The sequence below is a fragment of the Micromonospora sp. MW-13 genome, from assembly GCF_003434305.1.
In the GTDB taxonomy this organism is placed as follows: domain Bacteria; phylum Actinomycetota; class Actinomycetes; order Mycobacteriales; family Micromonosporaceae; genus Micromonospora.
Genome location: NZ_QKKX01000077.1, coordinates 16,153 through 42,667, shown reverse-complemented (window position 1 = coordinate 42,667; position 26,515 = coordinate 16,153). Strand labels below are relative to the sequence as shown.

General features: G+C 67.1%; 14 protein-coding genes and 1 pseudogene. 10 read left to right on the top strand and 5 right to left on the bottom strand.

Features of this window, described 5'->3' with window-relative positions; all coding sequences use genetic code 11:
* Positions 1–67 precede the first annotated feature (67 nt).
* A complete protein-coding gene (locus tag C5N14_RS28485) occupies positions 68–10,654 on the top strand; it encodes a LamG-like jellyroll fold domain-containing protein (RefSeq protein ID WP_117672546.1) in 10,587 nt (3,528 codons plus the stop codon).
* Positions 10,655–12,022: 1,368 nt separating this feature from the next.
* Here C5N14_RS28485 and C5N14_RS34335 read toward each other — a convergent pair.
* A pseudogene (locus C5N14_RS34335) lies at positions 12,023–12,217 on the bottom strand (ISAs1 family transposase); the annotation flags it as partial.
* A 175-nt stretch (positions 12,218–12,392) separates the two neighbouring features.
* Between C5N14_RS34335 and C5N14_RS28470 the strand changes: the two are divergent.
* Positions 12,393–13,196 (top strand): transposase family protein, encoded by an 804-nt coding sequence (locus tag C5N14_RS28470; protein ID WP_117672544.1) that lies wholly within the window; start codon positions 12,393–12,395, stop codon positions 13,194–13,196.
* Between the two features lie 78 nt (positions 13,197–13,274).
* On the top strand, positions 13,275–13,454 hold the full coding sequence (locus C5N14_RS28465; RefSeq protein ID WP_117672542.1) for a hypothetical protein: 180 nt from the start codon (positions 13,275–13,277) through the stop codon (positions 13,452–13,454).
* A 323-nt stretch (positions 13,455–13,777) separates the two neighbouring features.
* On the opposite strand, the gene C5N14_RS28460 is transcribed toward C5N14_RS28465, so the two are convergent.
* Complete coding sequence (locus tag C5N14_RS28460; protein ID WP_165878263.1) at positions 13,778–17,821, bottom strand: S8 family serine peptidase; 4,044 nt, start codon at positions 17,819–17,821, stop codon at positions 13,778–13,780.
* Positions 17,822–18,013: 192 nt separating this feature from the next.
* Between C5N14_RS28460 and C5N14_RS28455 the strand changes: the two genes are divergently transcribed.
* The 4 genes from C5N14_RS28455 to C5N14_RS28440 all read left to right on the top strand — a co-directional run bounded on the left by C5N14_RS28455 (position 18,014) and on the right by C5N14_RS28440 (position 21,154).
* A complete protein-coding gene (locus C5N14_RS28455) occupies positions 18,014–19,030 on the top strand; it encodes a LuxR family transcriptional regulator (protein WP_117672538.1) in 1,017 nt (338 codons plus the stop codon).
* Positions 18,912–19,550 carry an IS110 family transposase gene (locus C5N14_RS33520; RefSeq protein ID WP_243640133.1) on the top strand — a complete coding sequence of 213 codons (639 nt, stop codon included), beginning with the start codon at positions 18,912–18,914 and terminating at the stop codon, positions 19,548–19,550. The genes C5N14_RS28455 and C5N14_RS33520 overlap by 119 nt, the downstream gene beginning before the upstream one ends.
* A gap of 381 nt (positions 19,551–19,931) precedes the next feature.
* Positions 19,932–20,165, top strand: coding sequence for a hypothetical protein (locus C5N14_RS28445; protein WP_165878262.1), 234 nt, complete (start codon positions 19,932–19,934; stop codon positions 20,163–20,165).
* A gap of 101 nt (positions 20,166–20,266) precedes the next feature.
* Entirely contained in the window at positions 20,267–21,154 is an 888-nt protein-coding gene (locus C5N14_RS28440; protein WP_128763681.1) for a response regulator transcription factor, read from the top strand.
* A 155-nt stretch (positions 21,155–21,309) separates the two neighbouring features.
* On the opposite strand, the gene C5N14_RS28435 is transcribed toward C5N14_RS28440, so the two are convergent.
* Both C5N14_RS28435 and C5N14_RS28425 read right to left on the bottom strand, forming a co-directional pair.
* Positions 21,310–22,362 (bottom strand): IS701 family transposase, encoded by a 1,053-nt coding sequence (locus C5N14_RS28435; RefSeq protein ID WP_243640132.1) that lies wholly within the window; start codon positions 22,360–22,362, stop codon positions 21,310–21,312.
* Positions 22,363–22,832: 470 nt separating this feature from the next.
* Positions 22,833–23,414, bottom strand: a complete 582-nt coding sequence (locus C5N14_RS28425; protein ID WP_117672533.1) for a TetR/AcrR family transcriptional regulator — start codon at positions 23,412–23,414, stop codon at positions 22,833–22,835.
* Between the two features lie 67 nt (positions 23,415–23,481).
* Between C5N14_RS28425 and C5N14_RS28420 the strand changes: the two genes are divergently transcribed.
* Both C5N14_RS28420 and C5N14_RS32465 read left to right on the top strand, forming a co-directional pair.
* Positions 23,482–24,495 (top strand): hypothetical protein, encoded by a 1,014-nt coding sequence (locus C5N14_RS28420; RefSeq protein WP_117672531.1) that lies wholly within the window; start codon positions 23,482–23,484, stop codon positions 24,493–24,495.
* A 21-nt stretch (positions 24,496–24,516) separates the two neighbouring features.
* On the top strand, positions 24,517–24,735 hold the full coding sequence (locus tag C5N14_RS32465) for a hypothetical protein (RefSeq protein WP_165878261.1): 219 nt from the start codon (positions 24,517–24,519) through the stop codon (positions 24,733–24,735).
* Positions 24,736–25,087: 352 nt separating this feature from the next.
* On the opposite strand, the gene C5N14_RS28415 is transcribed toward C5N14_RS32465, so the two are convergent.
* On the bottom strand, positions 25,088–25,600 hold the full coding sequence (locus C5N14_RS28415) for a phosphotransferase family protein (protein WP_117672529.1): 513 nt from the start codon (positions 25,598–25,600) through the stop codon (positions 25,088–25,090).
* 38 nt (positions 25,601–25,638) lie between these two features.
* On the opposite strand from C5N14_RS28415, the gene C5N14_RS28410 reads away from it, so the two are divergent.
* A complete protein-coding gene (locus tag C5N14_RS28410) occupies positions 25,639–26,358 on the top strand; it encodes an IS6 family transposase (RefSeq protein WP_117672527.1) in 720 nt (239 codons plus the stop codon).
* The last annotated feature ends 157 nt before the right edge of the window (positions 26,359–26,515 follow it).

Sequence of the window (26,515 nt, the reverse complement as noted above, 5' to 3'; positions counted from 1 at the left end):
AGTCTCCTGGGCGCAGCCGGCTACGCCGAAGCAGCAAAGCGGCCGATCGCCCGACCGGGGACACTACGTGCAGTCCCCGGCCTTCGAGGACCGGAGCGAGGTGGCCCCGGCGAAGGGTGAGCTGAAGCTTCAGCGTTCGCACCAGCCGGCAGGTGGTGTCCGCAGCACCGGTTCCAAGGGGCGGTTCGACCGGGCGACCAGTAAGCGGCTCCCGGAAGCGGCTACCGACAATTCGGATACTTTCGAGAACGCCGACGGCTCCTACACCCGTCGGGTCTACCACGAACCGATCAACTACAAGGACCAGCAGGGCCGCTGGCGGCAGATCGACAACACCCTTCAGCAGATCGACGACCGGCTGCAGGTCCGTGCCAATCCCGTCGATGTCACCTTCGCCGTACGGGCGGCGGGGACCTCGCAACCGCTCATGCGCATGGACCTCGGCCAGGGCCATGTCCTCGGTTACGACCTGAGCGGTGCCACGGCGAGCACGGCCACCCTGGCCGACGCGACCGCCACCTACCCGAACGTGTTCCCGAACGTTGACCTGACCCTGCGGGCGAGTGGCGGCACGGTCAAGGAGAGCCTGATCTTCCATTCGCCTGACGTGGCGACCGAGTACCTGTATCCCCTGCACCTGACCGGTCTGACCCCTGAGATTGACGATGACGGCGGAGCTGTCTTCCTCGACGCCGCCGGCAAGGCAGCGGCACGTATGCCAGTCGGCTGGATGGAGGACTCCGCCGTCGACAAGACAGGTGCCAGGACGATCTCCTATGGCGTCCGCTTCGAGATCGTGACCGTCGCCGGTGGCCAGGCGTTGAAGGTCTCCGTCGACGGGAACTGGTTGCGGGACCCGGCACGCAAGTTTCCGGTGGTGCTCGACCCCAGCACCGGCCGGACCGCCACGACCAGCAATGACACCTACGTGCAGTCGGGCAGCACCGAACCACAACGCTACGAGGAGCACAGCGTCGCGGTCGGCACTTTCGACGGCGGCACCGGCAAGGCCAAGGCCCTGTTGCCCTTCTACCCTGCCTTCGGCAATGCCTATGCGGGCAAGCGGCTCAGCGCGGCCGACCTCAACGTGTTCCTCACCTACCAGGGAGTCGACGACACGTGCGTGGCCCGTCGGTTCGACGTGCACCGGGTGACCGCCAACTGGACTACGGCCTCGGTCAAGTACGACACCTTCCCGTCGTACACGGAGTCGATCGGCAACGCCTCCCCGAGCAGCACCGCCGCGTGCGGCAACAGCGCCGCCGACCGTACCGTCGGCACCTGGGTCTCGGTGCCGATGAACGTGGCGGAGATCAACGAGTGGGTGACCGGCGCCAGCACCTACGGGCTGGCCCTGACCGCTTCGGAGAGCGACAGTGACGCGTGGAAGCGGTTTACCTCTACCGACGCCGGGGTGAACTGCAACAACAGCACCTACGGTCTGATCAGTTGCGCTCCGTTCATCGACGTGACCTACACCGACAACGTCGGCCCGCAGGTCGACGTCCGCTACCCGTCTAACAATGTCACCCTCGACACCCTCACCCCGGAGTTCGTGGCCCAGGGGCACGATCCGGACAACTGGCCGGCCAAGGGCCTGCGTTACAACTTCATCATCTACAACGACCAGGGAACGCAGCTCACCAGCTCGGGCTGGGTCGCCAGCGGCGTCTGGAAGGTCCCCGCGGGCGTGCTCGAGTGGAAGAAGACCTACCTGTACGCGGTGCAGGTCAACGACTGGTCGTCCACCGGTCCGTCCGCACCGACTACGTACGCCTTCACCACCCAGGTTCCGCAACCGACGGTTACCTCGGCCCTGGCGCAGAACGGCGGCAAGGGATACGACGCGAGCGTCGGCAACTACACCACCTCCGACACCGATGCGCAGATCACCGCGGCCGGGCCGGCGCTGGCGATCAGCCGGGACTACAACAGCCTGGACACCCGAGTCGACAGCGCCTTCGGCCGGGGGTGGTCATCGATCCTTGACATGCAGGCACGGGAAACGCTGGACGCAGCCGGCGCTCTGCAGACCGTGTCGGTGCGCTACCCGGACGGGCAGGAAGCCGCCTTCGGGCGCAACAACGACGGCACCTGGGTGGCCCCACTAGGCCGCTACTCAGTGTTCAAGCCGATCACAGGCGGCTACTCGCTGACCGACAAGGACGCGACGGCGTACGAGTTCAGCCAGGCAGGTGGCACCGGCGTCTACCGGATCACGAAGATCACCGACTCTTCGGGGCGGGCCCTGACGTTCCGCTATGGAACCAACGGCCGGGTTGACCAGATGACCTCCGTGTCGTCCAACCGCAGGCTGAACGTCACCTGGTCGACGCCACCCAACTCGACGCATCCGCATGTCGCGACAGTGACGACCGACCCGGTGGTCGCCAGTGACCCGACGACCGCGCAGACCTGGACCTACGGTTACGACAACGATCTGCTCAAGTCGGTGTGCGAGCCCGACGCGGGTAGCGTCTGCACGGCCTACGACTACACCTGGGTGTCGCAGCACGCCAACACGGTGCTCAACACCGGGCCGTACTCGTTCTGGCGGTTGAACGAGGCAACGGGTGCCACCGCCGCGCTCAGCGCGGTCATCTCCAACGACGGCGCGGACACCGCCGCCTACACCGACGTCACCCTCGGCGGTGCCGCCGCCCTGCCCGACTCCACCTCCACGTCGGCGGCGTTCAATGGCACGTCATCCCTGGTCGCCCTGCCGACCAAGGCGGTGACCGAAAGCTCGTACCAGTCGGTCGGCATGTGGTTCCGGACCAGCACCCCGGGCGGAGTGCTGTTCAGCTATGCCAAGGACGCGGTCACGCCGGGCGCCACCACGACAGCGACCTACGTGCCGGCGCTCTACGTCGGCTCCGACGGGCGGCTCCGCGGCGAACTCGGCACCGTCAACGTCGCCGGCGCGATGTCATCCCCGGCTCCGGTGACCGACGGCCAGTGGCATCACGTGGCGATCGCCGGAAACGGCGGTAGCCAGCAGCTCTACCTCGACGGTGTCCAGGTCGGCAGCCTCACCGGCACGATCAATCTGCACAGTCTGGACGCCACCCGGGCCTATGTCGGGGCCGGTTTCCTGGGTGGTGCCTGGCCGAGTCAGCCGCACACCGCGCCCACCGCGTCCTTCTTCTCCGGCTCGATCGCCGATGTCGCCTATTACAACAGCGCACTGACCGGCGTGGACGTGGCCGCCATGTACCAGTCCGGGCGGACCGGCACGGCGCAACTGCATCGGATTACCAGCGCTGCGGGCCGGGTTGAGGCGCAGGTCGCCTACCACACGGTCACCGGTCGGGTCAGCGAGCTCACCGACGAGAACGGCGGGGTGTGGAAGATCGGCGCCCCCGCCACCTCTGGGTCGAGCCTGGTCTACGTCTCGTCGGTGCTCGGTTCCCAGCCGACCGACTACTGGCGGCTTGGTGACATCGAGGCGCCGGCCGAGGCGGTGAACGTCGTGCACAGCAACCGTGCGCGCTACAACGCGGTCACGTTCGATACCAGTCAGCCGAACGCCACCAGCCCGTTCTCGGACACCTATGGCGCGTCCTTCAACGGCACCTCGTCGTACGTGAAGCCGTTCGAGGTGACCAATATGGGCGCCGAGTATGGCGTCGACTTTCCGCTGGCCGAGGCGGCGACCGTGGAGATGTGGTTCAAGACGCCGGCCAACCACGCGGTGAGCGGCACGCTCTACTCCTACCAGGCCAACGAACTACACAACGCTCCGGCGACCTCGAACTGGACCCCAGCGCTCTACATCGGCGCGGACGGTTACCTGCGCGGCGAGTTCTATAACGGCACCTACAACGCGCCGATCACCTCCACCACGAAGGTCAACGACGGCAACTGGCACCACGTGGTGCTGTCGGCGTCCACCACCCGGCAGACGCTCTACCTCGACAGCAAGATCGTGGGCCACCTCGGTGCGATGGTCGCCACCAACGCCTCGCACGCGTACATCGGCGCCGGCACCACGAAGTCGTGGCCCAGCTCGTCAGCGGACGTCAGCTACTTCAAGGGCAACATCGCCGAGTTCGCCTACTACGAGCGGGAGTTGCCGCCCACCGAGGTCGATGTCCACTACAAGGCGTCGAAGAGCGCTACGCAGACCGGGCCCACCGCGACGTTGACCCCGGTCACCACGGTGACCGTCACCGATCCCACCAACAAGGATTCGAAGCAGGTCTTCGACCTTGTCAACGGCAACCGGCTGATCTCCGCGAGCGACGTCCTCGGCCGGACTACCTCGTACGGCTACGACATCGGCGGGTTCGAGTCGGTTGAGTTCGATCCGTTGGGTATGAAGAACGTTTCCGCCCGGGACGTACGCGGCAACACGATCCGTTCCACGGTCTGTCGGGACCAGACGAACTGTGACAGCACCTACTACAAGTACTGGCCCGACTCGACCACCGTGAACCTCACCCCGGACGCCCGCAACGATCAGCTCATCGAGGTCCGCGACGCCCGGTCACAGAGCGCCACGGACAACACCTACCTGACGAAGCTGGCCTACGACACCGCCGGGAATCGGCTGTCGGTCACCTCTCCACCCGTGCCCGGCTATCCGTCGGGCCGGGCGACGGCGATGACCTACTCGACCGCGACGACTGCGGCGGTCGGTGGTGGCACGGTTCCGCCGGGTCTGCCGCTGACCACCACGTCGGCCGGCGGCGGACAGCAGAGCACCGCGTACAACGCCGCGGGGGACGCCGTTCGGATCACCGACGCGACCGGTCTTGTCACCGAGTTCACCTACGACGGGCTCGGACGTACCCGCACCAAGACGGTCAAGGCGGATGCGCCGCTCGGGGACCTGACCACCACCTACACCTATGACGCAGCCGACCAGGTCGTCGAGCAACTCGACCCGCCGGTGCTCAACCAGGTGACCGGTGCGGTGCACACCGCGAAGACCGAGACCACCTATGACGCCGACGGCAACGTCACGTACCGCAAGGTCTCCGACACCACGGGCGGGGACAGCCATCGGGACGCAAGCAGCTACTACGACTCCCACGGCCGAGTCGTCAAGACCGTCGACGCGGTCGGCGCGGTCACTCTCTTCGAGTACGACCTCTACGGCAACCGGACCCGGACGGTGGGCTGCGAAAGCAGCCCGGCGCCGGGCAGCCCCTGCCCCGGTGGGGACGTGTTGCGTGACATGGTCGACACGTACGATGCCGCCGGTCAGCAACTCACCACCACCGTCACCGGCACCGACGGCACCAGCACCCAGGTTTCGTCGAAGGCGTACTTCGCCAACGGCAACCTCGCCTCGGAAATCGACGCGATGAACTGGGTGACCGAGTACGAGTACGACGCCAACGACAACGTCAAGAAGGTGACCCGCACCGACGGGGTCAAGCGGTTCGTGCGGGAGGAGAACAGCTACGACCCGATCGGCAACCTGTACATGCGTCGGGCCGACAACGGGGCCAACTGGACCATCTACGAGTACGACGCCGCCGGCCGGCTGGTCTCCTCCACCGAACAGCCCTTCGACCTGGAACGGACCACGAAGTACACGTACGACGCCGACGACCATGTGCTGACCACCCGCCAAGCCGCCGGCCAGCTCCAGACGCCGTTGGAGACCGTGGAGAACACCTACGATCGGATGGGTCGGGTGACCTCGGAGAGCGTCAGTGTCAAGAGCGCCGCTCTGCCGGTGGGCTGGTGGCGGATGGGGGAGACCGCAGCCAGTTACGAGGCTGCCGACTCGTCACCGTCGGTACGGAATCTGTTTTCCTTCAACGGTACCGTCGGCCGTTCCGACGGCGCTGCGGTGTTCAACCGGACCACCGTGTACGAGACCGCGCAACCAGCATTGGTCACCACCCAGTCGTACTCGGTGTCGGCCTGGGTGAAACTGGCTGACCTCAACCAGCATCAGACCGTCGTCGGCCAGGGCGGCAACAACACCGGGGCGTTCTTCCTCCGGTACAACCAGTCGGTCAACAGGTGGGAATTCCTCTCCCCGGCATCGGACAGCGCGTCCGCCACCTCCAATGCAGCGCGATCAGCCACTGCTCCGGCGTTGAACACCTGGACCCACCTCGTCGGGGTTTTCGACGCCCAGACCAAGGCGTTGACGCTGTACGTCAACGGTGCCCAGGCGGGGACCGCGACGAACGCCACCCCGTGGAACTCCGTCACCCCGTTGTCGGTCGGTGGCATTCTCATCGGCCCCAACCAGACCAACCTTGTCAATGGCTCGATCGACAACGTGCAGATCTTCCAGGAGGCGCTCAGCACCGACGAGGCGGCCACCCTCTACGGCGGCGGCAACGGGCGTAACGCCACCACGACCGTCACGCCGAAGAAGCTGACCACCTCCTACACCGTCGACAAGCGCGGCCTGGTCACCGCGATGACCGATCCGATGGGCAACCTGACCTCCTTCGAGTACGACGCGGCCGGGCAACTGGCCAAGGTGGTCTCGCCGTCGGTGTCGACGGAGACCTTCGGTGGGGGCGCCCCGGTGCCGGCGGTACCGGTCTCCCGGACCGGCTACAACACCTTCGGCGAGGCGACCGAAACCCAGGATCCGCTGACCAACGTCCTCACCACCCGCTACGACGCGGTAGGGCGACCGATCAAGACGATCATGCCCGCCTACACCCCACCCGGTGGCAGCCCGATCGCCGCGGCGGAGACCAGCACCGTCTACGACCTGCTCGGCCAGGTCGCGTCGACCACCGACCGGCGCGGCAAGACCACGACCTTCGAGTACGACTCGCTCAGTAACCCGGTCAAGGTGACCAATCCGGCCGGAAAGGTGACCACCGCCAAGTACGACAAGGTGGGTGACCTGCTGGAGACGGTGGACCCCACCGGGGCCAAGACCACTGCGACCTACGACTACCTCGGCCGGACGCTGACCTCCAGCCAGGTGGTCCGCCAACCGACCCCGGTCACCAACACCACCACCTATGAGTACGGCACGGGGGCGTACGGCAACACCCCGGCCGCCGGCCCGTGGCTGCAGAAGGTGACCACGCCGGAAGGTGTGGTGCGGAACACCACCTACAACTGGGTGGGTGAGCCGCTGACCGAAACCGACGGAGCCAACAACGTCACCAGGACCGAATACGACGGGCTCGGCCGGGTCGTCAAGACGACGATGCCGGACCTGACGAACCGGACGGTCGCCTACGACGGGGCCGGCCGGGTCACTCGGGTGCAGAACTACAGCGCGACCAACGCGCTGCTCACCACCGAGACCCTGGGCTACGACGACAACAGCAACCTGACCACGGTCCGGGACGCCCGCGGCACCACGACCAGCTTTGCCTACGACGCGCTGGGCAACCTCACCGGGGAGACGCAGCCGGTCACCGCGTCGACCGCCATCGCGACCTCGTTCGGCTACGACCTGGCCGGCAACCGGACCCGGTTCACTGACGGCCGGGGAAACCCCTTCTGGACCACGTACAACTCGTGGGGGCTGCCCGAGTCACGCATCGAACCGGTGACGGCTGCGTACCCGAACGTGGCGGACCGTACCTTCACCGTCGCCTACGACGCGGCAGGTCGCCCGATACGGCAGGACTCCCCGGGCGGGGTGAGCGTCACCAACACCTACGACGACCTTGGCCAGATCCGGCAGATCACCGGCATGGGTGCGGAGGTCGCTACCGCCGACCGGATCTTCGACTACGACGACGCGGGCCGGCTGACCGAACTGTCCGCCCCGTCGGGCACCAACACGATCTCCTACGACGACCGTGGTCTGCCACTCACCGTCACCGGGCCGGCCGACAACAACTCGTTCTCGTACAACCGGGACGGACGGATGGCGTCGCGGACCGACGCCGCAGGGACGACCAGCTACACCTACGACAACGTCGGCCGGTTGCGGACCGCGACGAACCCGACGACCTCCATCAACGTCACCCTGGCCTACAACAAGCTCTCCCAGCCGGGGACGATCACCTACGGCACCAACAACAACGCCCGCACCCTCACCTACGACGACCTGCACCGTCTGAAGACCGACACCCTGAAGAACGCCGCCGGGACGCTCACCCTCGGCTCGATCACCTACGGGTACGACGCCAACGGCAACGAGACGTCCAAGGTGACCACCGGCTTCGCCGGGTCCTCGTCCAACACCTACACCTACGACTTGGCCGACCGGTTGACCTCGTGGAGCAACGGGACGACGTCGACCACGTACGCGTACGACGCCTCGGGCAACCGCACCCAGAACGGGTCCAAGATCTTCACCTACGACGCCCGCAACCAGTTACTGACCCAGAACGACGGCTCGTCGTACCTCTACACCGCACGCGGCACGTTGAAGCGCACGATCTCCGGGTCGGTCGCGTACGACACCCAGACCGACGCCTTCGGCCAGGTGCGAGCCCAGCAGGCTGCCGGGGGTACCACAACCAGCTACGACTACGACGCGCTGGGGCGGGCGATCAAGCCGGGCTTCAGGTACACCGGCCTGAGTAACCAGCTGGCCAGTGACGGCACCGCGACCTACACGCGTGGCCCGGCCGGAGAGTTGTTCGGTGAGGGGTCCGGGACCGGCGCCGGTTCCGGGTACGCCTGGACCGACCAGCACTGGGACGTGGTGGGTCAGTTCTCCGCCGCCGGGACGGCGCTGTCCGGGTCCGCCACCTACGATCCGTTGGGCAATGTGCTGACCACCAGCGGGATGGTCGGCAACCTGGGCTACCAGTCGGAGTGGACGGACGGGCTCAGCGGTCGGGTCAACATGCTGTCGCGTTGGTACAACCCGGCCACCGGGCAGTTCGACACCCGAGACAGCGCCGAGGTGTCTCCAGTGCCCGACTCGGTCGCGGCCAACCGTTTCCAGTACGGCGACGGCAACCCCCTGACCACGGTCGACCCGACCGGACACTGGGGCTGGTCCAGCTTCAAGAAGTCCGTGTCGAGTGCCGTCAAGGTTGTCACGAACCCGGTGTCGACGTTCCGGGCGGCCACGAGTGCCGCGACGTCGGCGTTCAAGCATGTCGCTTCGGGGCGGGCGTGGAAGGACATCAAAGCCGGGGCGAAGAAGGCCGCGAGCAAGGCTTCCAAGGCGTGGAACGTGGTGAAGAAGTCCACGGTCCGCTGGGCCAAGAAGAAGGCCAACTCGGTCAAGGACGCCATGCGGTCGGCCAAGAAATGCCTGTCCGGGGGCGTCGGTAAGTGCGTCAAGGAAACCGCGAAAAAGGCGGTGAAGAAAGTCGTCGACAGTGCCAAGGCGACAGTCGACGCGATAAAGAAGGACCCCTGGAAGTTCGTCGCGACCGCCGCGGCGGGGCTCGTCGCGACGGTTGCCATCGGCGCGTTGTGCGCCACCGGAGTGGGCTGCCTCATCCTGGCCGGAGCCGCAGCCGGTGCGATGGCGGCCGGTGCCGGGTTCATGGTCGACGTTTCCCGAGGCGACCAGGAGTTCTCCTGGAGCGGTCTGGCCGGCACGATGATCGAGGGTGGCTTGGACGGCGCGCTGTCGGCGGGCCTCAGCCGGCTCGGCGGTGGCCTCCGCGCAGCGGCCGGTGGGGCGAAGGCCGCTGCCGCCGCCGGGAGCCGGCTGCCGAAACTGGGCGGGCGCGCGGCGGGCGGTGACGGGGCGAGGGCCAGCGGCGGGGGATCGAAGGCCGCCGGCGGTGGCGGGTCCAGGGCTGCTTCCGCGGATGGATCGTCCGGTGGCTCCGGCTACCAGGGGCGGAACCGCCAGGATGACGGCTCGTCGGGCTGCACGACGCACAGCTTCGATCCGTCGACCCGGGTGCTGCTGGCCGATGGCAGCAGCAAGCCGATCGAGGATCTGAAGCACGGTGACGAGGTCACCGCGACCGACCCCGAGACCGGGCGCAGCGAGGCGAAGCCGGTCACCCAGCTACACGTCAATCAGGACCGTGACCTGACCGACGTCACCGTCCGCGACGCCAAGACCGGCAAGACGACGGTGTTGAAAACGACCCAGCACCACCCGTTCTGGGATGCCACGGACGGCAGGTGGGTTGACGCCGCCAAGCTGACGGTCGGTCACCGACTGCTCGTGCACGACGACAAGCGCCTGGAGGGCGACGGCACCGGCGCCGGCATGGGCGGCGGCGGCCCCGGACACCAACTCACCGTCGTCAAGGTACGCAACTACACCGGCGACAAGCGGATGCACGACCTCACCGTCGCCGACATCCACACGTACTATGTGCTCGCCGGTACGACGTCGGTACTCGTACACAATAACGACTGTGATGTGACGGTTACGAGATCCGCTGATGAAATCACCATTGAGCATGCGGACGGTGGCATCGGTCAGGGTACCATCGATAGAGATGGCGTGGTTGAACTAGGAATCCAAACCCAGTGGGAAGAGACCGCCACTGGAGCCGTGGTTAGGTCAAAATTGCGGGGGTCAAGCGTAATGTCCAGTGTGATGGGACATTTCGGAGATCGCGTTACTGCGATCCGTGGACATTGGGCATTTGGGTCCAATCTTGAGAAATTCAACGAGCTAGCTTCTGCCGGTGCAAGCCATGCGGAGGCGGCTGCTGGAACCTGGACGGGGCGGCAGGCAGCCAAGTACGGCTTCTCGCAAGTTGCATCTGTAACTACCCAGGGCGCGCGGGGGGCTTATAAACCCGTCGAAGCACTATTCAGGAGACCTTGAAGTTGGATCAATGGAGTGAGAGTTGGGTGCGACTTCTAGAGCACTCGTCTCGCGGTAGCGATGACATTGTTAATATCCTACGAAAGGCTCGCTCTGTCGATCCTCGGTTCGACTCGTTTCATGTGCGGGCTTCACTCAGTGCCAAAAAGGCATTTGGGCTCACTATGCGGCAGGCGCATTACGTGGCGGGTTGGCTAGCTGGCGAGGTAACGGATGAAGAATTGCATGCAGCAGTGCCAGAGGTGCTCGGTGATGCTCATGGTCCGTGACGGTCGATGAGCTACCGGAACGACATGAAGCGCCTTGCTTCCGTCCGTCGCCCGCTACTGCGGTTCATGACGCATTGTCCGACGATCTGAACCAAGCCGTATCGGCAGCCTTGATGCGGTGATGTTGCCGCAGGTGGGGGTGTTCTGTGGGCTGAGGGCGCGTCGACGAGCGCGGCCAGTCGACGGACGTGTGGAGGATTTGAAGTAGGCGTATCCAGTCGAGATCGAGGCCGGTTACGCGGGCATGATGAAGCTTCCCCGCGCGGTGTGCTGGAAGGGCTGTGCCGGAAGGTGAGTACGGACTAAAGCGGGGTTTTTGGAGTCGTACGGCGATGGTCTGCGGTAGCTCGCGATCTCGGGTGCCGGAGCCGCTGTGGCTGGGTTTGCGGCAGACCATGTCACCGAAATTATCCGCCACATGCCGGGAAGGCTCCGACCTGCGCCGGGACGTCGTCGGTAGGCGATGTGGGGAAGTGATTGTCGCGGAACTACGGGATAGGGATGTCGCGCCACGAGCTGGGCGGCTAAGTAGACTTTTGCTCCCCGTTCTTTCCTCTAGCAGCGGTTTGTCGCCGTGGTGTTGTGCGGCGACGCCGCTGCCCCTGAATGGCTGTGGGTCTGCGTCAGAGGAGACCACGCACCTGTTCATAGCAGCTGGTCGGGCTGTTGGAGTAGTGCGAAGGCTATTGCGGGGCCGGACCTTCAACAGTTCCTCGAAAGACTCGACGAGAGAGTGACGCAGGGCGACAGGTTGGGGCCGTTCGGTCCCTACCTGGATGAGCACTACTTTTTCGATGGTTGGGATTCGTAGGCCAGTGGCATCCTAGTCGCCACTAGCGAGTTTGTCCTGACGAGGTCCTGACGAATGCCGGGCTTGCATTGTCTATCGCGGAACTCGTCAGTGGTGTCTTCGGGGCCGAGTGAATTCAATCGCGGCAGGAGCCGTGAGTGAGTTCGGTGTGTTGGTGTCGCAACTGTGTGCATCGGGGTGCGTCGTCGGGCGTGCTCGTGCGCGTGGGTTGCCGTCAGCGTTGCCGTCAAGCAATTGCAAGGTAAGTAAATAACTGGATATTAACCTCGCAGGGCCTCGGCAAAGTCCTCAGTTGATGCCGAGTAGGGCCAGTGGCCGGTTGCTGTCGCGGGCGTGGTGTCGGTTGGCGGCGGCGATGTTGGTGACGCCGGCGGTGCGTAGTGCGCCGATGGCGGCGTTGCGCAGGGCGGCCATGACTTGGGGTCCGGTGCCGGTGCGGATCTGGGATCGGTCTTCGTCGTAGGTGACGTCGCGTACCCAGTGAGCTGTTCTCGGTAGCCAGGCGTGACGGTGTGTGACTGGCGGTTGTAGGCGGTGGATGACACGCCGACGGTGTCGCGCTGCGCCAGAAAAGGAGTGAAGCCCCTGTAGGAAGTGGTCATCTCACTGATCAACTCCACAGAGGCCTCACGTGTCTGCCAGTGTCACATATAGCTGTGTGCTTCCTGCACGGCAGGAGACCGTCCTGTTCGTGTCGGCCTTGATCCACGCCCGGCGCCAGCGTCTGGGAACCCGCCGTGGCCGTCGGGCGTTGACGTGCTTCCAACAGGCGGTCCTGGTCATGCGGTGGTTTCTCGACGGCACCCGAGTGCGGCAGCTGGCGGTCGACAACGCGATCTCGGTCCCGAACGTCTATCGCTGCCTCCACGAGGGCATCGACGTGTTGGCCGGCCTCAAGCCGTCCCTGCACGCGGCCCTGCTGGCGGCGAAGATCGCCGGACATCCTCACGTCAACATCGACGGCACGCTCATCTACACCGACCGGTGCGCGGCGCCCGGACCGACCCCCGGCGTGGATCTCTGGTGGTCAGGCAAACATCACCACCACGGCGGCAACATCCAGGTCGTGTCGTCACCGGACGGGTGGCCGCTGTGGACCTCCGACGTCCGCCCAGGACGTGAACACGACACGACCTGCGCACGCGCCCACCCGCAGATCTTGCCCGATTTGACGGCTTGGACCGGCGACGGCCTGCACGCCCTGGCCGACCTGGGCTACGAAGGCGAAGCCACCATCGTCACCGTCCCGATCAAGAAGACGAAGGGCGTCGAACTAACCGACGCCCAGAAGCAGCTCAACTGGCTACAGGCCCACGCCCGAGCCCGCGCCGAACAAGCCAACGCCCTGCTCAAGATGACCTTTAAAGCCCTGCGCCGCGTCAGCCTCGACCCCAGCCAGATCGGCAAAATCGCCGCCGCCGCACTCGTGCTCCTGCACGTCGATCAGAGCCGAACCACATAATCACCCACCGTCACGGGACGTTACCGAGAATGGCTCAGTCTGCGCCAGCAGCTGTGCCCGCCCGAACTGCTCGGCCGGATGAACGCCACCATGCGGTTCCTGCTCGGCGGGGCGATGCCGCTGGGCGCGCTGCTGGGCACCGTGCTGGGGGCCGCCGCCGGCGCCCGGGTGGCCCTGTGGGTGGGTGCGGTCGGCCTGCTCCTCTCCTGCCTGCCGCTGCTGCGCCTGGGCGTCCCGGCCGACCGCCAGCCCGCGTAGGCCGGTGGGGTGCGCGGTGATGCAGAGGAAGTGGACATGTCGGGTGGCTACTTCCATGACCACCAGCAGGTACAGGCGTCGCGGCAGGATCGTGTCGATGTGGCACACCCGCTCGGACCAGGGCCAGCAGCGCGTCATGAAGGCCATCGCCCCATGCCGGGGCGGTGGTATCGGCCTCGGGCGCTCGGTGGGTTGTCCGGTGGGTACGGATCGACCCACCGGACGTGCACCGTGGGCAGGCAGGAGGCCGCCCTCCGCGCCGGCGGCGTGAAGGGCGGCCTGGTGTGCAGGGTTCGGGAAGGGGCGGACCAGTTGCGCGAGTGTCAGGCGGTGAGGCCGTACGCCCGGTCGATGGTCTGGACCACGCGGTTGCCCGCGCTGTCCCACGCCTCGGTGCGTACCGAGACCGCGCCGGTGGTCTTCTCCAGCTTCGGGTGCTTGACCTGCACCTGCCAGCTGCCGTCGCGGTTCTTCTTCACCTGCGCCGCGACCCAGGTCTTGCCGTCGTCGTAGGAGACCCAACTGCGCAGTCCGGTGATCCCGGGTGCGTTCGGCATGACGTGCCGTGCGGTGACGTCGAACCGGTAGAGCTGGTTGGCCTTCGTGGTGTCGTTGAGGGCTAGGTCGAAGTCGTGGCTGAGCTGGATCAGCGGTTGCCACTCACACGGGCCGGTGGCCTGACCGAGCTCGGCTGACGAGCAGTAGACCGGCTTCTTGACGGTCTGGACCGCGGCACGTTGCGAGCGGAACGTCCAGTCCGTGGTCACCCGCTCGGCCAGGTGCTGTCCGGAGAAGTCGTCGTAGGAGACGGTCTTCAGTTGGTAAGTGCCGGCTTCGGCGGGCAGGGCGTACTGCGTGTATGCCGGGAACGACGACGGCATCGGTGTGATCGGGACCGCGTCGCGGGTGAGCGAGACCTCCATCCGGCGCAGCGGCACGTCACCGGTGGCCAGCCCCGGATCGGCTGCGGACACCGCCCACTGGTAGATGCCGAGCGTGTCGGTCTGGCGGCACACCGTGCAGAACCCAGCCCACTGGTGTTCGAACGGACGGTAGCCGAAGTCGGGCTGCCCGAACACGTACGGTGCCTGGTTGATCTTCTCGACCCGCGTCTCGGGCTTGAGGAACCCGTTGTTGCGTGCGTTGATGGTCCGCGTGATGCCGGTGGCCGGATTGGTGAGGACGAAGTTGCGCTTCCAGAGAATGTCGGGCCCGACCACGTTGTAGTAGTCAACCCGGTTGATGGGTGCCTGGTAGACGTGGCCCGCGTTGAAGCTGAAGGTGTCGTCTGGGCCGAAGGTGTGGTTGACCTCGGACATGACCGGCAGGTTCTTCTCCACCGGGAACTGCACGTGCTGCTCGGTGTTCACCCGGACCAGGTCCTTGTGCCGCACCTTGGTGACCAACGTGCTGGGGATCTTGTCGGTGTAGAACGGGCGCAACTTGTACTCGTACGGGCTGGCGATCTGCGCCTTGATGTCCACGTAGGGCGCGCTCGCGCCGGCGAGGACGTCGGCGACCTGCTTCCACTGCTGCCCGTCCAGCCAGAGGAACGGCAGGCGCTGTCCGCAGTACTGGGTGAACCAGCTCCCGATCATTCGACTATAGAGCGGATCCTTGTTGTGGTTGAGGATTCCAGCCGCACCGGCGTCGGCGCTGCGCTCCTGCGCCGCGCAGTACTCGTCTGCGGTGGTGGCGTTGGCGGTTTCGAGCAGGATCAGCTTGCCGCGCACGTCCTTACCGCCGAGCACGTCGTCGTAGCTGGCCAGTTTGAGTCGTTGGTCGGTTTCGAACTTCAGCAGCCTCGGCGAGGTCAGATTCCACGGTTCGACCAGCTCGCTGTCGTTGTTGTACAGCGGGTTGACCTGGGCCTTCCCGTTGCCGTTCACGGTCATGGCCGCCTCGGGTGCGGCGAGCACCTGTTCGTACCAGAATCGGTACTTACCGATGGTCGCCGTGGTCTTGGTGGGTGTCGCGAAGAGGCGGAGGCCGTAGCCGAAGCCGGTCGTGGTGACGAAGTAGTTGGCGTAGGTGAGGCCGGCGGCGGTGGTGTAGCTGCTGGCTATGAGGTTGTGTACGACCTCGCTGGGTTGCGGCGTGTTGATCTTGTTGATCGGCACCACGTCGGTGTCGAGGTTGTACTCGATGGTGGCGTCCCCGGCGACGGTGTACTGCGGCTCCTCGATCCAGACCGCGGCCTCCAACGAGCCCGTGGCGAACGCCCCCGGCGCGTTGCAGTAGAAGTGGTAGTCGCCCTCGGGGACGTCTACGGTGCCGGTGGCCACGCCGTTGCTCGAGAACAGAACCTGCGTGTAGCTTTCCCGGCCGCCGCCGCCCTCGTCGTTCAGCTTGCCGAAACTGCAGATGACCTGCCCGCCGAGGCGCAGCTGCGGACCTTCGGTGATGGTCACGGTGATCTGGCGCGAGGGCCCCCGGCGCGTCGCGCTGACCGGCAGGGTCAGCCTGGTGCCGGTGCTCTCCTCGACCGCCACGACCGATCCGGTGTAGCTGCCGTCGTCGACCACGCTGGTGTCCAGCGTGACGGTCGCCTGGGCACTGCCGCCCGCCGGGACGGTGACCGTGGCCGGCGCGGTGAGCCCGCTGCTCGCGTCGTCACCGTTGGCCCGGCGCAGCTTGAGGGCCAGGGTCAGGGTCACCGGCGCCGTGGTGGGGTTGCTGAAGGTGAGCTGCTTGTCCACCCGCGGCTGGGCGTCGGGGGTGACCAGGCCGTAGTCGAGGTTCACCGTGTTGGTGGTGACCTGCTGGCGGATGGCGCGGGCTAGGTCGACCCGGCCGGCACCCTGCTCGTAGGCGGTGTACCCGGCGTCCTTGCTGGTGCTCATCAGCGTCGGCTTGAGCTGGCTGGCGGTCCAGTCCGGATGCCGCTGCGCCAGGACGGCGGCGGCGCCCGCCACGTGCGGGGTCGCCATCGACGTGCCGTTCGCCGAGGTGTACAGGTCGTCCACCGGGGTGCCCATCGTGGTACCCGCCGCCCGGGCGGCGACGATGGCGACACCCGGGGCGGCGATGTCCGGCTTGAGCGCCCGGTCCCCGCTCCGCGGGCCACGGCTGGAGAAGGAGGCCAGCCGGTCGTTGTTGTCGGTCGCGGCCACGGTCAGCGCGGCATCCGCCGCGCCCGGCGAGCCGATGGTGGACGCCCTACCGTCGTTACCGGCGGCGATGACGAACAGCGCCCCGGTCTCAGCGGTGAGCCGGTTGACCGCCTGGCTGCCCGGGTCCGTACCGTCGCTGCGCCCGCCGCCCAGGCTCAGGCTGACGATCTTGGCGCCGTTGGTCGCGGCCCACTCCATCCCGTCGATGATCCAGGACATGTCGCCGAACCCGTCGTCGGCGAGCACCTTGCCGATCATCAGGTCCGCACCCGGAGCTACACCCTTACGCGTACCGCCGGAACCCGCACCGGTGCCGGCGACCGTGGCCGCCACATGCGTGCCATGCCCATGCCCATCGGTCACCGCCGATGCACCCGGCACGAAGCTCTTCGACCCCACCACCTTGCCCTGCAGGTCCGGGTGGGTGGCGTCGAACCCGGTGTCCAGCACCGCGACCTTCACCCCGGTGCCGTCGAACCCGGCGGCCCATGCCTCTGGAGCGCCGATCAGCGGCACACTCTCGGACAGGTCAGCCTGCACCCGCTGGTCCAGCCACACCTTGCTGACCCCGGCACCCAACGTTTTCGGCCCCGCAGCCGTGGCACTGGGCGCGCTGGTCTTCGCGGTGGCGGTGGCGGTGCCGGTCAGCGTCGACCAGAAGTCGGCGGCCTTGGCCTTGTCCACCGCCATCCCCGCACCCGAAACGCTGGGCAGGTCACGACGCTTGACCGCACCCGGCAACGCCGCAGGCGACGGGCTCGCCGCCGCCCGAGCCGACGTGCCCGCGCCCGCCGTGTAACTCACGATCACCGGCGTCGAGGTCGCCTTGTCGTCGCCGTACCCGTTACGGGCCAGATACTGCACATCGAACAACTCCCGATCCAGCACACCGGAAGCCACCAGGCCCTGAGCCGACTGCGGGATCACGTACACGCCGGTCGGGTCCGAGTACGCCTGGAACGACCGGGACGCGTTCGGACCGGTCGACCCACCGACTACGGTGGCCGTACCACGACCGTCCGGACCCTCGGTGTAGCGCACCTTGTCACCGGAGATCAACGTGATCACGGCGCTGGTCCCGCCGGGTCCGCCCGGTGTCGGGGTCGCGGTCTCGCTGGGCGTCGTCGTGGTGGCCGCCGTCGGGGCGGCGTTTGCCAGCGGCGTCACACCGACGGTGGTGGCGGCGACAGCGACGACGGCCAGACCGCTTACGGCCGGGCCGCGCCATGTTCGCCAGCGGATTACGCTATGCATACCAATTCCTCCGAAGGGGGATGAGGATGGCAAAGACGTACGAGGGGTGCACGTCCGCGGGCAGTCTCGCAAAAGGTCTTGGTCTCGGGGAAGGAATCTGCCCAATGCACTTGTCGACATGGCGGGAAGTGAACCGGGCCACCGCGAACGCCTCGCCTTTGCAGACCGGCTGGTCAACGGCATGATGAGGGCATGCAGGAGGTGCGGTACCCGTTACCGGGACTCGGTCTGTCGCAAACCGAGCAGGCGCTCTACGAGACACTCGTGGCCGGCCCGGTCAGCGTGCCGGCGGAGGTCACGGGGACGGATGACTTCGCGCGTTTGTTGGAGCTCGGCCTGGTCACCCGGCTACCCGGGCAACCACCGGGCTGGTGGGTGACGCCGCCCGACGCCGCGTTCGGACCCCACATCGCCCGCCACCGCCTGCGCCTTTACGAACTGCGGCAACGGCTGGACCAGATGACCGGACAGAAGCGGGTCACCGCCAGCGACAGCACCGCGTTGGTCGAGGTGACCCACAGCCCGGAAACCTCCCGCGCCATGTTCGAAGACCTGGTGCGACACACCGAACGGGAGGTGCTGATCTGCGACGCGCCGCCGTATCTCAACGGCCTTCGCAAACAACCCGCCAACTTCGTGTCCCCGCGACGGGGCGTGCGTGTCCGCACCCTCTACGACCGGGAGAGCCTCGCCCTCCCCGGCTCGCTCGCCTACATCGCCGCCTCGATCGAAGCCAGCGAGGAGGTCCGGGTCACCGACGTACCGATGAAACTCATGATCTGCGACGGACGGCGCGCCATGGTACCGCTGCGACTGCGTCCCCTCGAGATGGACAGATTCCTGCTGGTACACGACCTGGTGCTGCTCGCGGCGCTGACGGCACTGTTCGAGAGCTTTTGGGAACAGGCGGTCCCACTGAGCGTGGGGATCAGACTGGATGAACTGCCCGACGCCGACGCGCCGTCCGGTCTCGAACGCGACCTGTTGGCCCTGATGATGTCCGGGTTGACCGACGAGGCCATCGCCAAACACCTCGACTACCACGTCGGCACCACGCGCCGCCACATCCGTCAGCTGCTCACCCGCCTCGGTGCCACGACCCGCTTCCAGGCCGGCTACCAGGCAGTTCAGCGCGGCTGGATCGCTGCCGACGACCGGACCGCCTCACTTCCGCAGGAAGTCCAGCACCGCAGCCGTCTGGTCGGGTAGCGGGTGCCCGGCTTCCGGGAGCAGCCGGACGTCGGCGTGCGGCACGGCGCCCAGCAGCCGCCGACCCTTCGGCGTCGAGCATGACGTCCTGCCTGCCCAGTACGGCGAGCACCGGCATAGCCGACCGCCGCAGCGTGGCGTCGAGCACACGACGCGATCGCCGATATCCACCTTCGGCACCTGTCCGCTGAGATCCGCGAGTTGGAGCGGCTCCCGCCCGCGGCGGTCACCGACACAGCACCCGGGGCTGCTCGACCTCTTCGGTGTCGGCCACGACCGTGCCGCCGTCCTGCTCATCGCCGCCGGCGACAACCCCGAGCGGCTGACCGCAGAAGCCTCCTTCGCCGCCCGCTGCGGCGTCAGCCCGGTCGAACGCTCGTGGCGCAGGACCCAGCGCCGCCGCCTCGACTGTGGCGGCAACAGACAGGCCAACGCCGCTCTGTTCCGCATCGCATTGACCAGGCTACGAGCCGACCCGCGCACCCGGGCCTACGTGGAGAAACGAACGTCCGAGGGGTGAACCAAACGCGAGATCCTGCGCTACGTGAAGCGATACCTGGCTCGTGAGATATTCAAGATCATAAAAGGCGTCCAACTTTTGCCGGTGGGCGTAATCGACTCCACGAGCGCGTTACCGCCGATGTTGTTCGGCTCTCCAACACCGCGATCAGCCTGCTCCGCCTGACCGGCAACCACCACCATCGCCCACGTTCTACGCCGCAACAACCGCCAACCCCAGCGATCCCTACAACTCCTCAGAGTTACCTAAGACGGTCATATGACTACCTTGCGGAAGTCCTGCCCTCTCACTTGGTGGACCAGGGCTGGCGCCACGCGGCCGGTAGTTGTATACCTAGCATCATCGCGATTACGAGCTCATTGCTGGAGGGTAAACACGAGAGTGAAAGCTCATTTATCGATGCTAGGCCTCTCCGGCGCCCAGGAAATGCTTTATGAATCTCTTGTTGTGCGTCCCGGCGATATTCCGGAGGAATTCATCGCCGGGGCCGACTTCGGCCGCCTGGCAGAGCTCGGTCTCGTGGCCCGCGCCACCACCCGCTTTAAGGCCGGATACCAGGCGGTGCAGCGCGACTGGCTGACCGCGGACGGGCCGGCCCTGCCGAGGGCGGCGTGATCGGCCCGGCCGAGGAGCGGGCGTACGAGATCCTGGTCGGACGGCCGGGCGCGACCCTGGCCGAGCTTGCCCCGCTCTGGCCAGGACCGGCTCCGCTGGCGGTGGCGCTGGCCCGGCTCGAAGCGGCCGGGCTGGCCAGTGTCCTGCCCGGTTCGCCGGCCCGTTATGCGGCCAACGCCACCGACACCGCCGTGCAGCTGCTCGACGACCGCGAGGCCGCGCTGGAACGGGTCCACGAGCACATCGGCCACCTCACCGACGCCTACCGAAATGCCCGCGCTGGTGGGAAATCGCACGTCGTGGAGCTGATCACCGGCAGGCTGGCGGTCCGGCAGGCCGTTACCCACGTCCACCGGTCAGCACACCAGGAGCTGTGCTGCTTCGAAACTGGGCCGTTCTCCCATCGGGCCGGTGTCGACGGGATCGATCCGGTCTCCGCCGCGGTGCCGTGCCGCCGCGTCTACGACCGGGCGGCAGTCGAGGAGTCCGGTGGCCTGGCCGCCATCGAGGACCTGATCCGGGCCGGCGAGCAGGTCCGGGTGGTCTCCGAACTGCCCGTGCGGCTCTACCTTGCCGACCAGCTGGCAGTCCTGCCGCTGCCGGACGGTGGCGAAAGCGGTGGCGGGGAGCGGGCCATCATCGTGCACCCGTGCTCGCTGCTCGATGCGCTGCGCAAGCTGTTCGACACCCTCTGGGACAGGGCCGTCCCGCTGCACCTGCCCAACGGACGGCAGCGCACCGCCACCGTCCTCGACGAAGATCGCCTGATCATGCTGTTGCTTTCCGGGCTCACCGACGAGGCCATCGCCCGGCAGATCGGCGTGGGCGCCCGGACCGTCCAGCGCCGCATCGCCGTCCTGATGAGCGAACTTGGCGCGCACACCCGCTTCCAGGCCGGGGTCCAGGCCGCCCTCCGCCAGCGCCGAACCGGCGACGAGGACAACGCCGAGGCGTTGTCTCGTCGAAACCTGGGATTGGGCTCAGCGTAAACCGGGCCAGAGCGCGAGTCAGTGGGACTGGTTGTAGAGAACTGCACACCGTGCGGCCAAGCTGCGGCGTCGCGATCTGATGCCTGCCTTCGCGCGCAGTTTCGCGCACATCTTGAAGAGATCCCTGGTCCTGAACGCTTCCTAATACTCCAACGTCACTTGATCTTTGGTCTGCTGTGGTGACCGAGTCTGCGCTGGTAGTGGGACCGTCGGGCTCGGGCTTGGGATGTTCGGCGCCAGGTTGACCAGTGCAGGGTGTGCGCTGGCGGGAACGGTTGGGTGAGGACGAAGGCGTTGAGGAGTCGGCGGATTTCGGCGACGGTCAACGCGATGATCTCCGGGTCGGCGTTGGGCTGCTGGGCGGTGGTGGCGGCGAGGATGGTCAGGACGGCCAGGGCGAGCATGGCCAGGGTGATGAATCGGTGCCAGCCGGTCCAGCCGCGGACCTGGTAGTGGTCCAGGCCGACCTGGCCCTTGCCGGTCTGGAACAGTTCCTCGATGCTCCAGCGGGCACCGGCCACGGTCACGAGGGTGTGCAACGGCACCTGCCGGGGTGACCAGCACAGGTAGAAGGCCAGTTCGCCGGTGGTGCGGTTGCGGCGGATGAGCAGCCACCGATACTCACCCCGGCTGGTGGCGGTGGTGACCCAGGCCCACAGGTAGTCGCGGGGACCTTTCGCACCCGGCCCGCAACTGTGCAGCTGCCACTCACGGGTGGGGATCCGCCCAGCGACCTCGTCGACACGCACGAGGGTGCGGCCGTCGTTGACCGCCACGCGTCGGTCACTGCCGACGGCCAGGACGTAGCCGATCCTGCGGTGCTCGAGGTCAGCGCGTAGGCCGGGGTCGGCGCCGTAAACCTCGTCGCCGGTCACGAATGCGGCGGGGACACCGGCGTCGAGCGCGGCGGCGATCATCTGCCGGGCCAGGGCCGGTTTCGTGGCGAACTCGACCTGGTCGGGGCCGCCGGCGGCGGCGAGGCGGTCGGGCTGTCGACCGGTTCGGCCTGGGCCCAGTCGACGGTGCGGAATGTCGCCGAGGTTCGGGATGCCGGGCCAGTGATGGGCGAGGACGGTGCCGGCGTGCCGGTCGGTCTCGGCGTACCAGGCGAGCTGGCCGCCGAGCACCAGCTCGACGGCCAGGTCAAGTCCTCCGTAGCCGGTGCAGACCGAGCCGACTCGTGGTGCGGCGGCGTGTGCAACGTTCACGCCACCTCCCCAGGCCCCGCGGCGGCGGGTGCCGCCGCGTCGTGCGGGCAGGTCCACGGCCCACAGCCAGGCGCATCCACCGGAGGGCGTGGGCGCAGTACCACCTCGTCTAGCGGCACCCGGGCGCTGTGCAAGAAGAACTGCCCACGCAGCGGGTGCCCCTCCACGTTGGCCTTCGCGGAGCCGATGCGGATCGCGCGGTCGAAGGCGACCGCGTCAGTCCACTCCGCAGGGCTGTCCGCCCGCAGGTCGGCCCAGAAGCCCTCGTCGTGAAACGGGCATCCCACTTCCCTGTCAAGTTCCAGCGTGTTGCGTCGGCGCTCCGGCCGATCGCCTTTCCCGGCGGGTTCTGACGTCAAGTGCTGTTCCAGCGCCGTTTGTCCGGCGTGGAGTGTGCACCGGTGGTAGCAGCGCGACCTTGGCGAAGTTCGATTCGTCATTCGCCGTGCCGATGCGGCCGAGGTGCTGCGTTAGCCGCGGCCGCGTACCAGGGGGAGGAACACCTCGTCCACGATCTCGACGAGCACCTCGTCGGGGACCGAGGGGATACCGCGCATCGCGTACTCGGCGCGTAGCAGCATTATCGGTGTCGTCGCCACCCGGTGATGGGCGGCCGCTGCCGGCGCCTCGCCGCGGGCTGCGGCCCGTTCGAGCATTCCGAGCCAAGCGCGGTCCATGGTGTCTGCGCCGGACCGTTCGCGCATGAGGGTGAGTAGCTCGGGGTCGTCGGCTGCGGCGGCGAGCAGACCGCGCAGGATTGTTCCGTGTGGCGACGACCATGTCTGGTTGGCCTGTCGGAGCATCTCGAGTGCGTCGCCTCGCAGGGTGCCCGTGTCGGGGTTTGGCATGGCGGCGTCGGACAGGTGGCGATACGCCGCGATGCCGAGGGCTGCCCGGTGCGGCCATCGGCGGTAGATGGCGTTTTTGTTGGTCCCGGCGCGGGCGGCGACCCGGTCCATCGTCATGCCCGTGTAGCCGGACTCGCGTAGTTCGTCCGCTGCGGCGTGCAGGATCGCCCGTTCCAGTTCTTCGCCCCGGCGCCTCGTGCTCATGCCTTGTAGGGTACTGGACGTACCCTATAGGGTACGCGACGTACCGTAAGAGGGAGAGGAACTCTTGATGCGCGTCTTCGGCATGAACTACGACACCGGCTTCGTGAGCGCCGGATCCACCACTCATGAGCCGTTCGACCCCGACACGGTGCGGAACGACCTGCGTGTCATCCGCGACGAGTTGCACTGCGACGCGGTCCGTATCACCGGCGGTGTCCAAGACCGGCTGGAGCTGACTGCGCGGCTCGCGGCCGAGATTGGGCTTGAGGTGTGGTACTGCCCGTTCACCAACGGCCTCGACCGCGACGGGCTCATGGCGTTCGTGCTCGACGGCGCCGAGCGGGCCGAACGGCTGCGGCGCGGCGGCGCCTCGGTCGTGTATCTCGCCGGTTCGGAGATCTCGATGTTCACCGACGGTTTCCTGCCCGGCCGGGACCTGGCGGAGCGGATGGCGCTGTTCACCGATCCGATGCGGATGAGGGAGGCGATCCCGGCCGCCCGGGCCGCCGTGCGCGACTTCTTCGCCGAGGCGGTGCCCGCGGTGCGCGAGCGGTTCGGTGGCCTGGTCGGATACGCCTCGATCCCGCTCGAGGACGTCGACTGGGCCCAGTTCGACATCATCGCCAGCGACGCCGGCTACCGCGACGCGACCAACTCCTCGGTGTTCCCGCAGACCCTGGCGGCGGCGGTGGGGCAGGGCAAGCCGTACGCTGCGACCGAGTTCGGCTGCTGCACGTTCCGCGGCGCCCCCGACGTGGCGGGCGGGGCCGAGCCGGTGACCTTCGACGAGCATGGCCGTGCCGTGAAGCTGACTGCGGAGTTGGAGCGCGACGAGGAAGGCCAAGCGCGCTACATCGTCGACCTGCTGCGCGACTACGAGGTTGGCGGAGTGGAAGCGGCGTTCGTGTACACCTTCGCGAATCGGCACCTGCCGACCACCGGCGATCCTGAGCACGACTACGACTTGGCTGCGCGTGGGATTGTGCGAGTGCTGCCGGACGGCTCATGGACACCCAAGGCCGCTTTTCGCGCCCTCGCCGAGTACGGTCGTTCCCGCACGCTGAGCCGGTCTGCCTCCTAGACATCGGACTCCAGCATTTCGGTGACGCCTCAGTCCGGGAGCTGGTTCCTGCCAGAAGGTAGGGCGACCAAGCGGCCCGATCTGGCGGTGCCGGTACGCAGTTCGTGGTTCTCAAGTTCGAGCACGTTAGCCGAGAAGACCCGCAACGACCTTCTCGCCCACCTGCAGAACCTCAACCCGACGGAATTCGCCGACACGCTCCGCCACCTGTCCCGCACCACCCTGGAATACACACACTGACCCGAGCTAGACCCATCACAACCGGGACAAGGATGGCATATCGGCCCACTCGCCGCCACCCGCACCCGATGTGTGTGCTCGCCGGCGGGCGCGCTGTCGGACCGGGTCGTGGACGACGTGACGGGTTTTCTGATCGACGGGGACCCGGCGGTCCCTGCGGTGGCCCGGCGCTTTGCCGACCGGGTCGTGTTGCTGCGCGAGGATCCTTCGTGTCTGGAGAGGATGGCGCAGGCGGCTCGTGACCTGGCGGCGACTCACGATTGTGCGCACGTGCTGCCTACCTGGGAGGAGGCGTTCGCAGGGGACTTTGGGGTCCGCGTGAACCCGGTTGGCCGGGTCTTGAGGTTGGCGGTCAGGCGTAGGGGTTGGCGCTGCTGTAGAGCATGCCGACCCGCTCGTGCTGGATGGTGAACTCCTCGCGGCGGCGGTCGCGCTGTTTCCACAAGACCGCCAGCCATCGTAGGGCGCAGGTGCGCTGGTTCGCGGCGAACAGGTGTCGGTTGGCATCGGTGACGCCGAGGTCGGGCAGGAGCTGGGTCCACTTGCTGTCCGGGACCGCGCGGCCGGAGATGTGTTCGATGAGGTCGGCGGCGTCGAAGGCTAGGTTGCTGAAGCCGGCGTACTCGAAGTCGACACAGGCGGCGCTGTCGTCGGTCGTCATCCAGTTGAGCAGGTTCGCATCACCGCGGGACAGTACCGGCGTGGCTGGCGCGGTGACCAGGTCCGCGTCCCCGCTGCGCTGCCATGCCGCGAGCAGCTGCTGCATGACGGGGGTGAGCGGGTCGTCGGGCCGGCTGGCCAGCAGCTCCGGCCACGCTTGCGTCAGGCGGACTATGTAGGGGTCTGTTGCGTTGGGCGAAAGCATGATCGACTTCAGCTTGCCTGGTGTGGTCTGCTTGCCCGGTGAGGTCGTCGTCTCGTGTCCGGCCCTGGTCCCCGCCGTCGTCGGCGTTCGTCGGGTTCCGGTTCCCGCCTGAGGTGATCGTTCTGGCGGTCCGCTGGTACCTGCGGTTCAACCTCTCCTACCGAGACGTGGAGGAACTGCTGGTCGAACGCGGTGTCGAGGTGGATCACGTCACGGTCTACCGGTGGGTGCAGCGGTTCACCCCGCTGCTGGCCGACGCCGCCCGGTTCTCCCGCCACTCACCTGGTGACCGCTGGCACGTTGACGAGACCTACGTCAAGGTCAACGACATTTGGCGGTACGTCTACCGGGCCGTCGACCAGCATGGTCAGATCATCGACGTGCTCGTCTCGACGCGCCGGGATGCCGCTGCGGCCCGGCGGTTCTTCCACCGAGCGCTGACCACGCTGAAGGTCACGCCCAGCGAAGTCGTGACCGACGCCGCCCCCGCCTACGCCAGAGTGCTGGAGGACCTGGTCCCGTCGGCGTGGCACCGCGTCGAACGGCACGCCAACAATCCGATCGAGGCCGATCACAGCCAGCTCAAGCACCGGCTCAGACCGATGCGCGGACTCCGCGCCGACCGCACCGCGCAGACGATCATCACCGGCCACGCGTTCGTGCAGAACCTCCGACGCGGACACTACGAACTCGCCACCGACGTCCCGCCCGCGCTGCGGGTGGCCGCCGCGTTCACCGGACTCGCCCAAGCGATCTGACCGCAGCTCCCCGCCGAGTTCCGCATGGCCACCAACCGAACAACGCAACTGCGCCCAGCAGCCTTGCCCGGCCAGAACGTCACCACCCGACGGCATCACAGGCCAGCTACCCATCGGCCTGGCCTGGAACCGCGAGGGACTCGTCTACCCGGCAGAA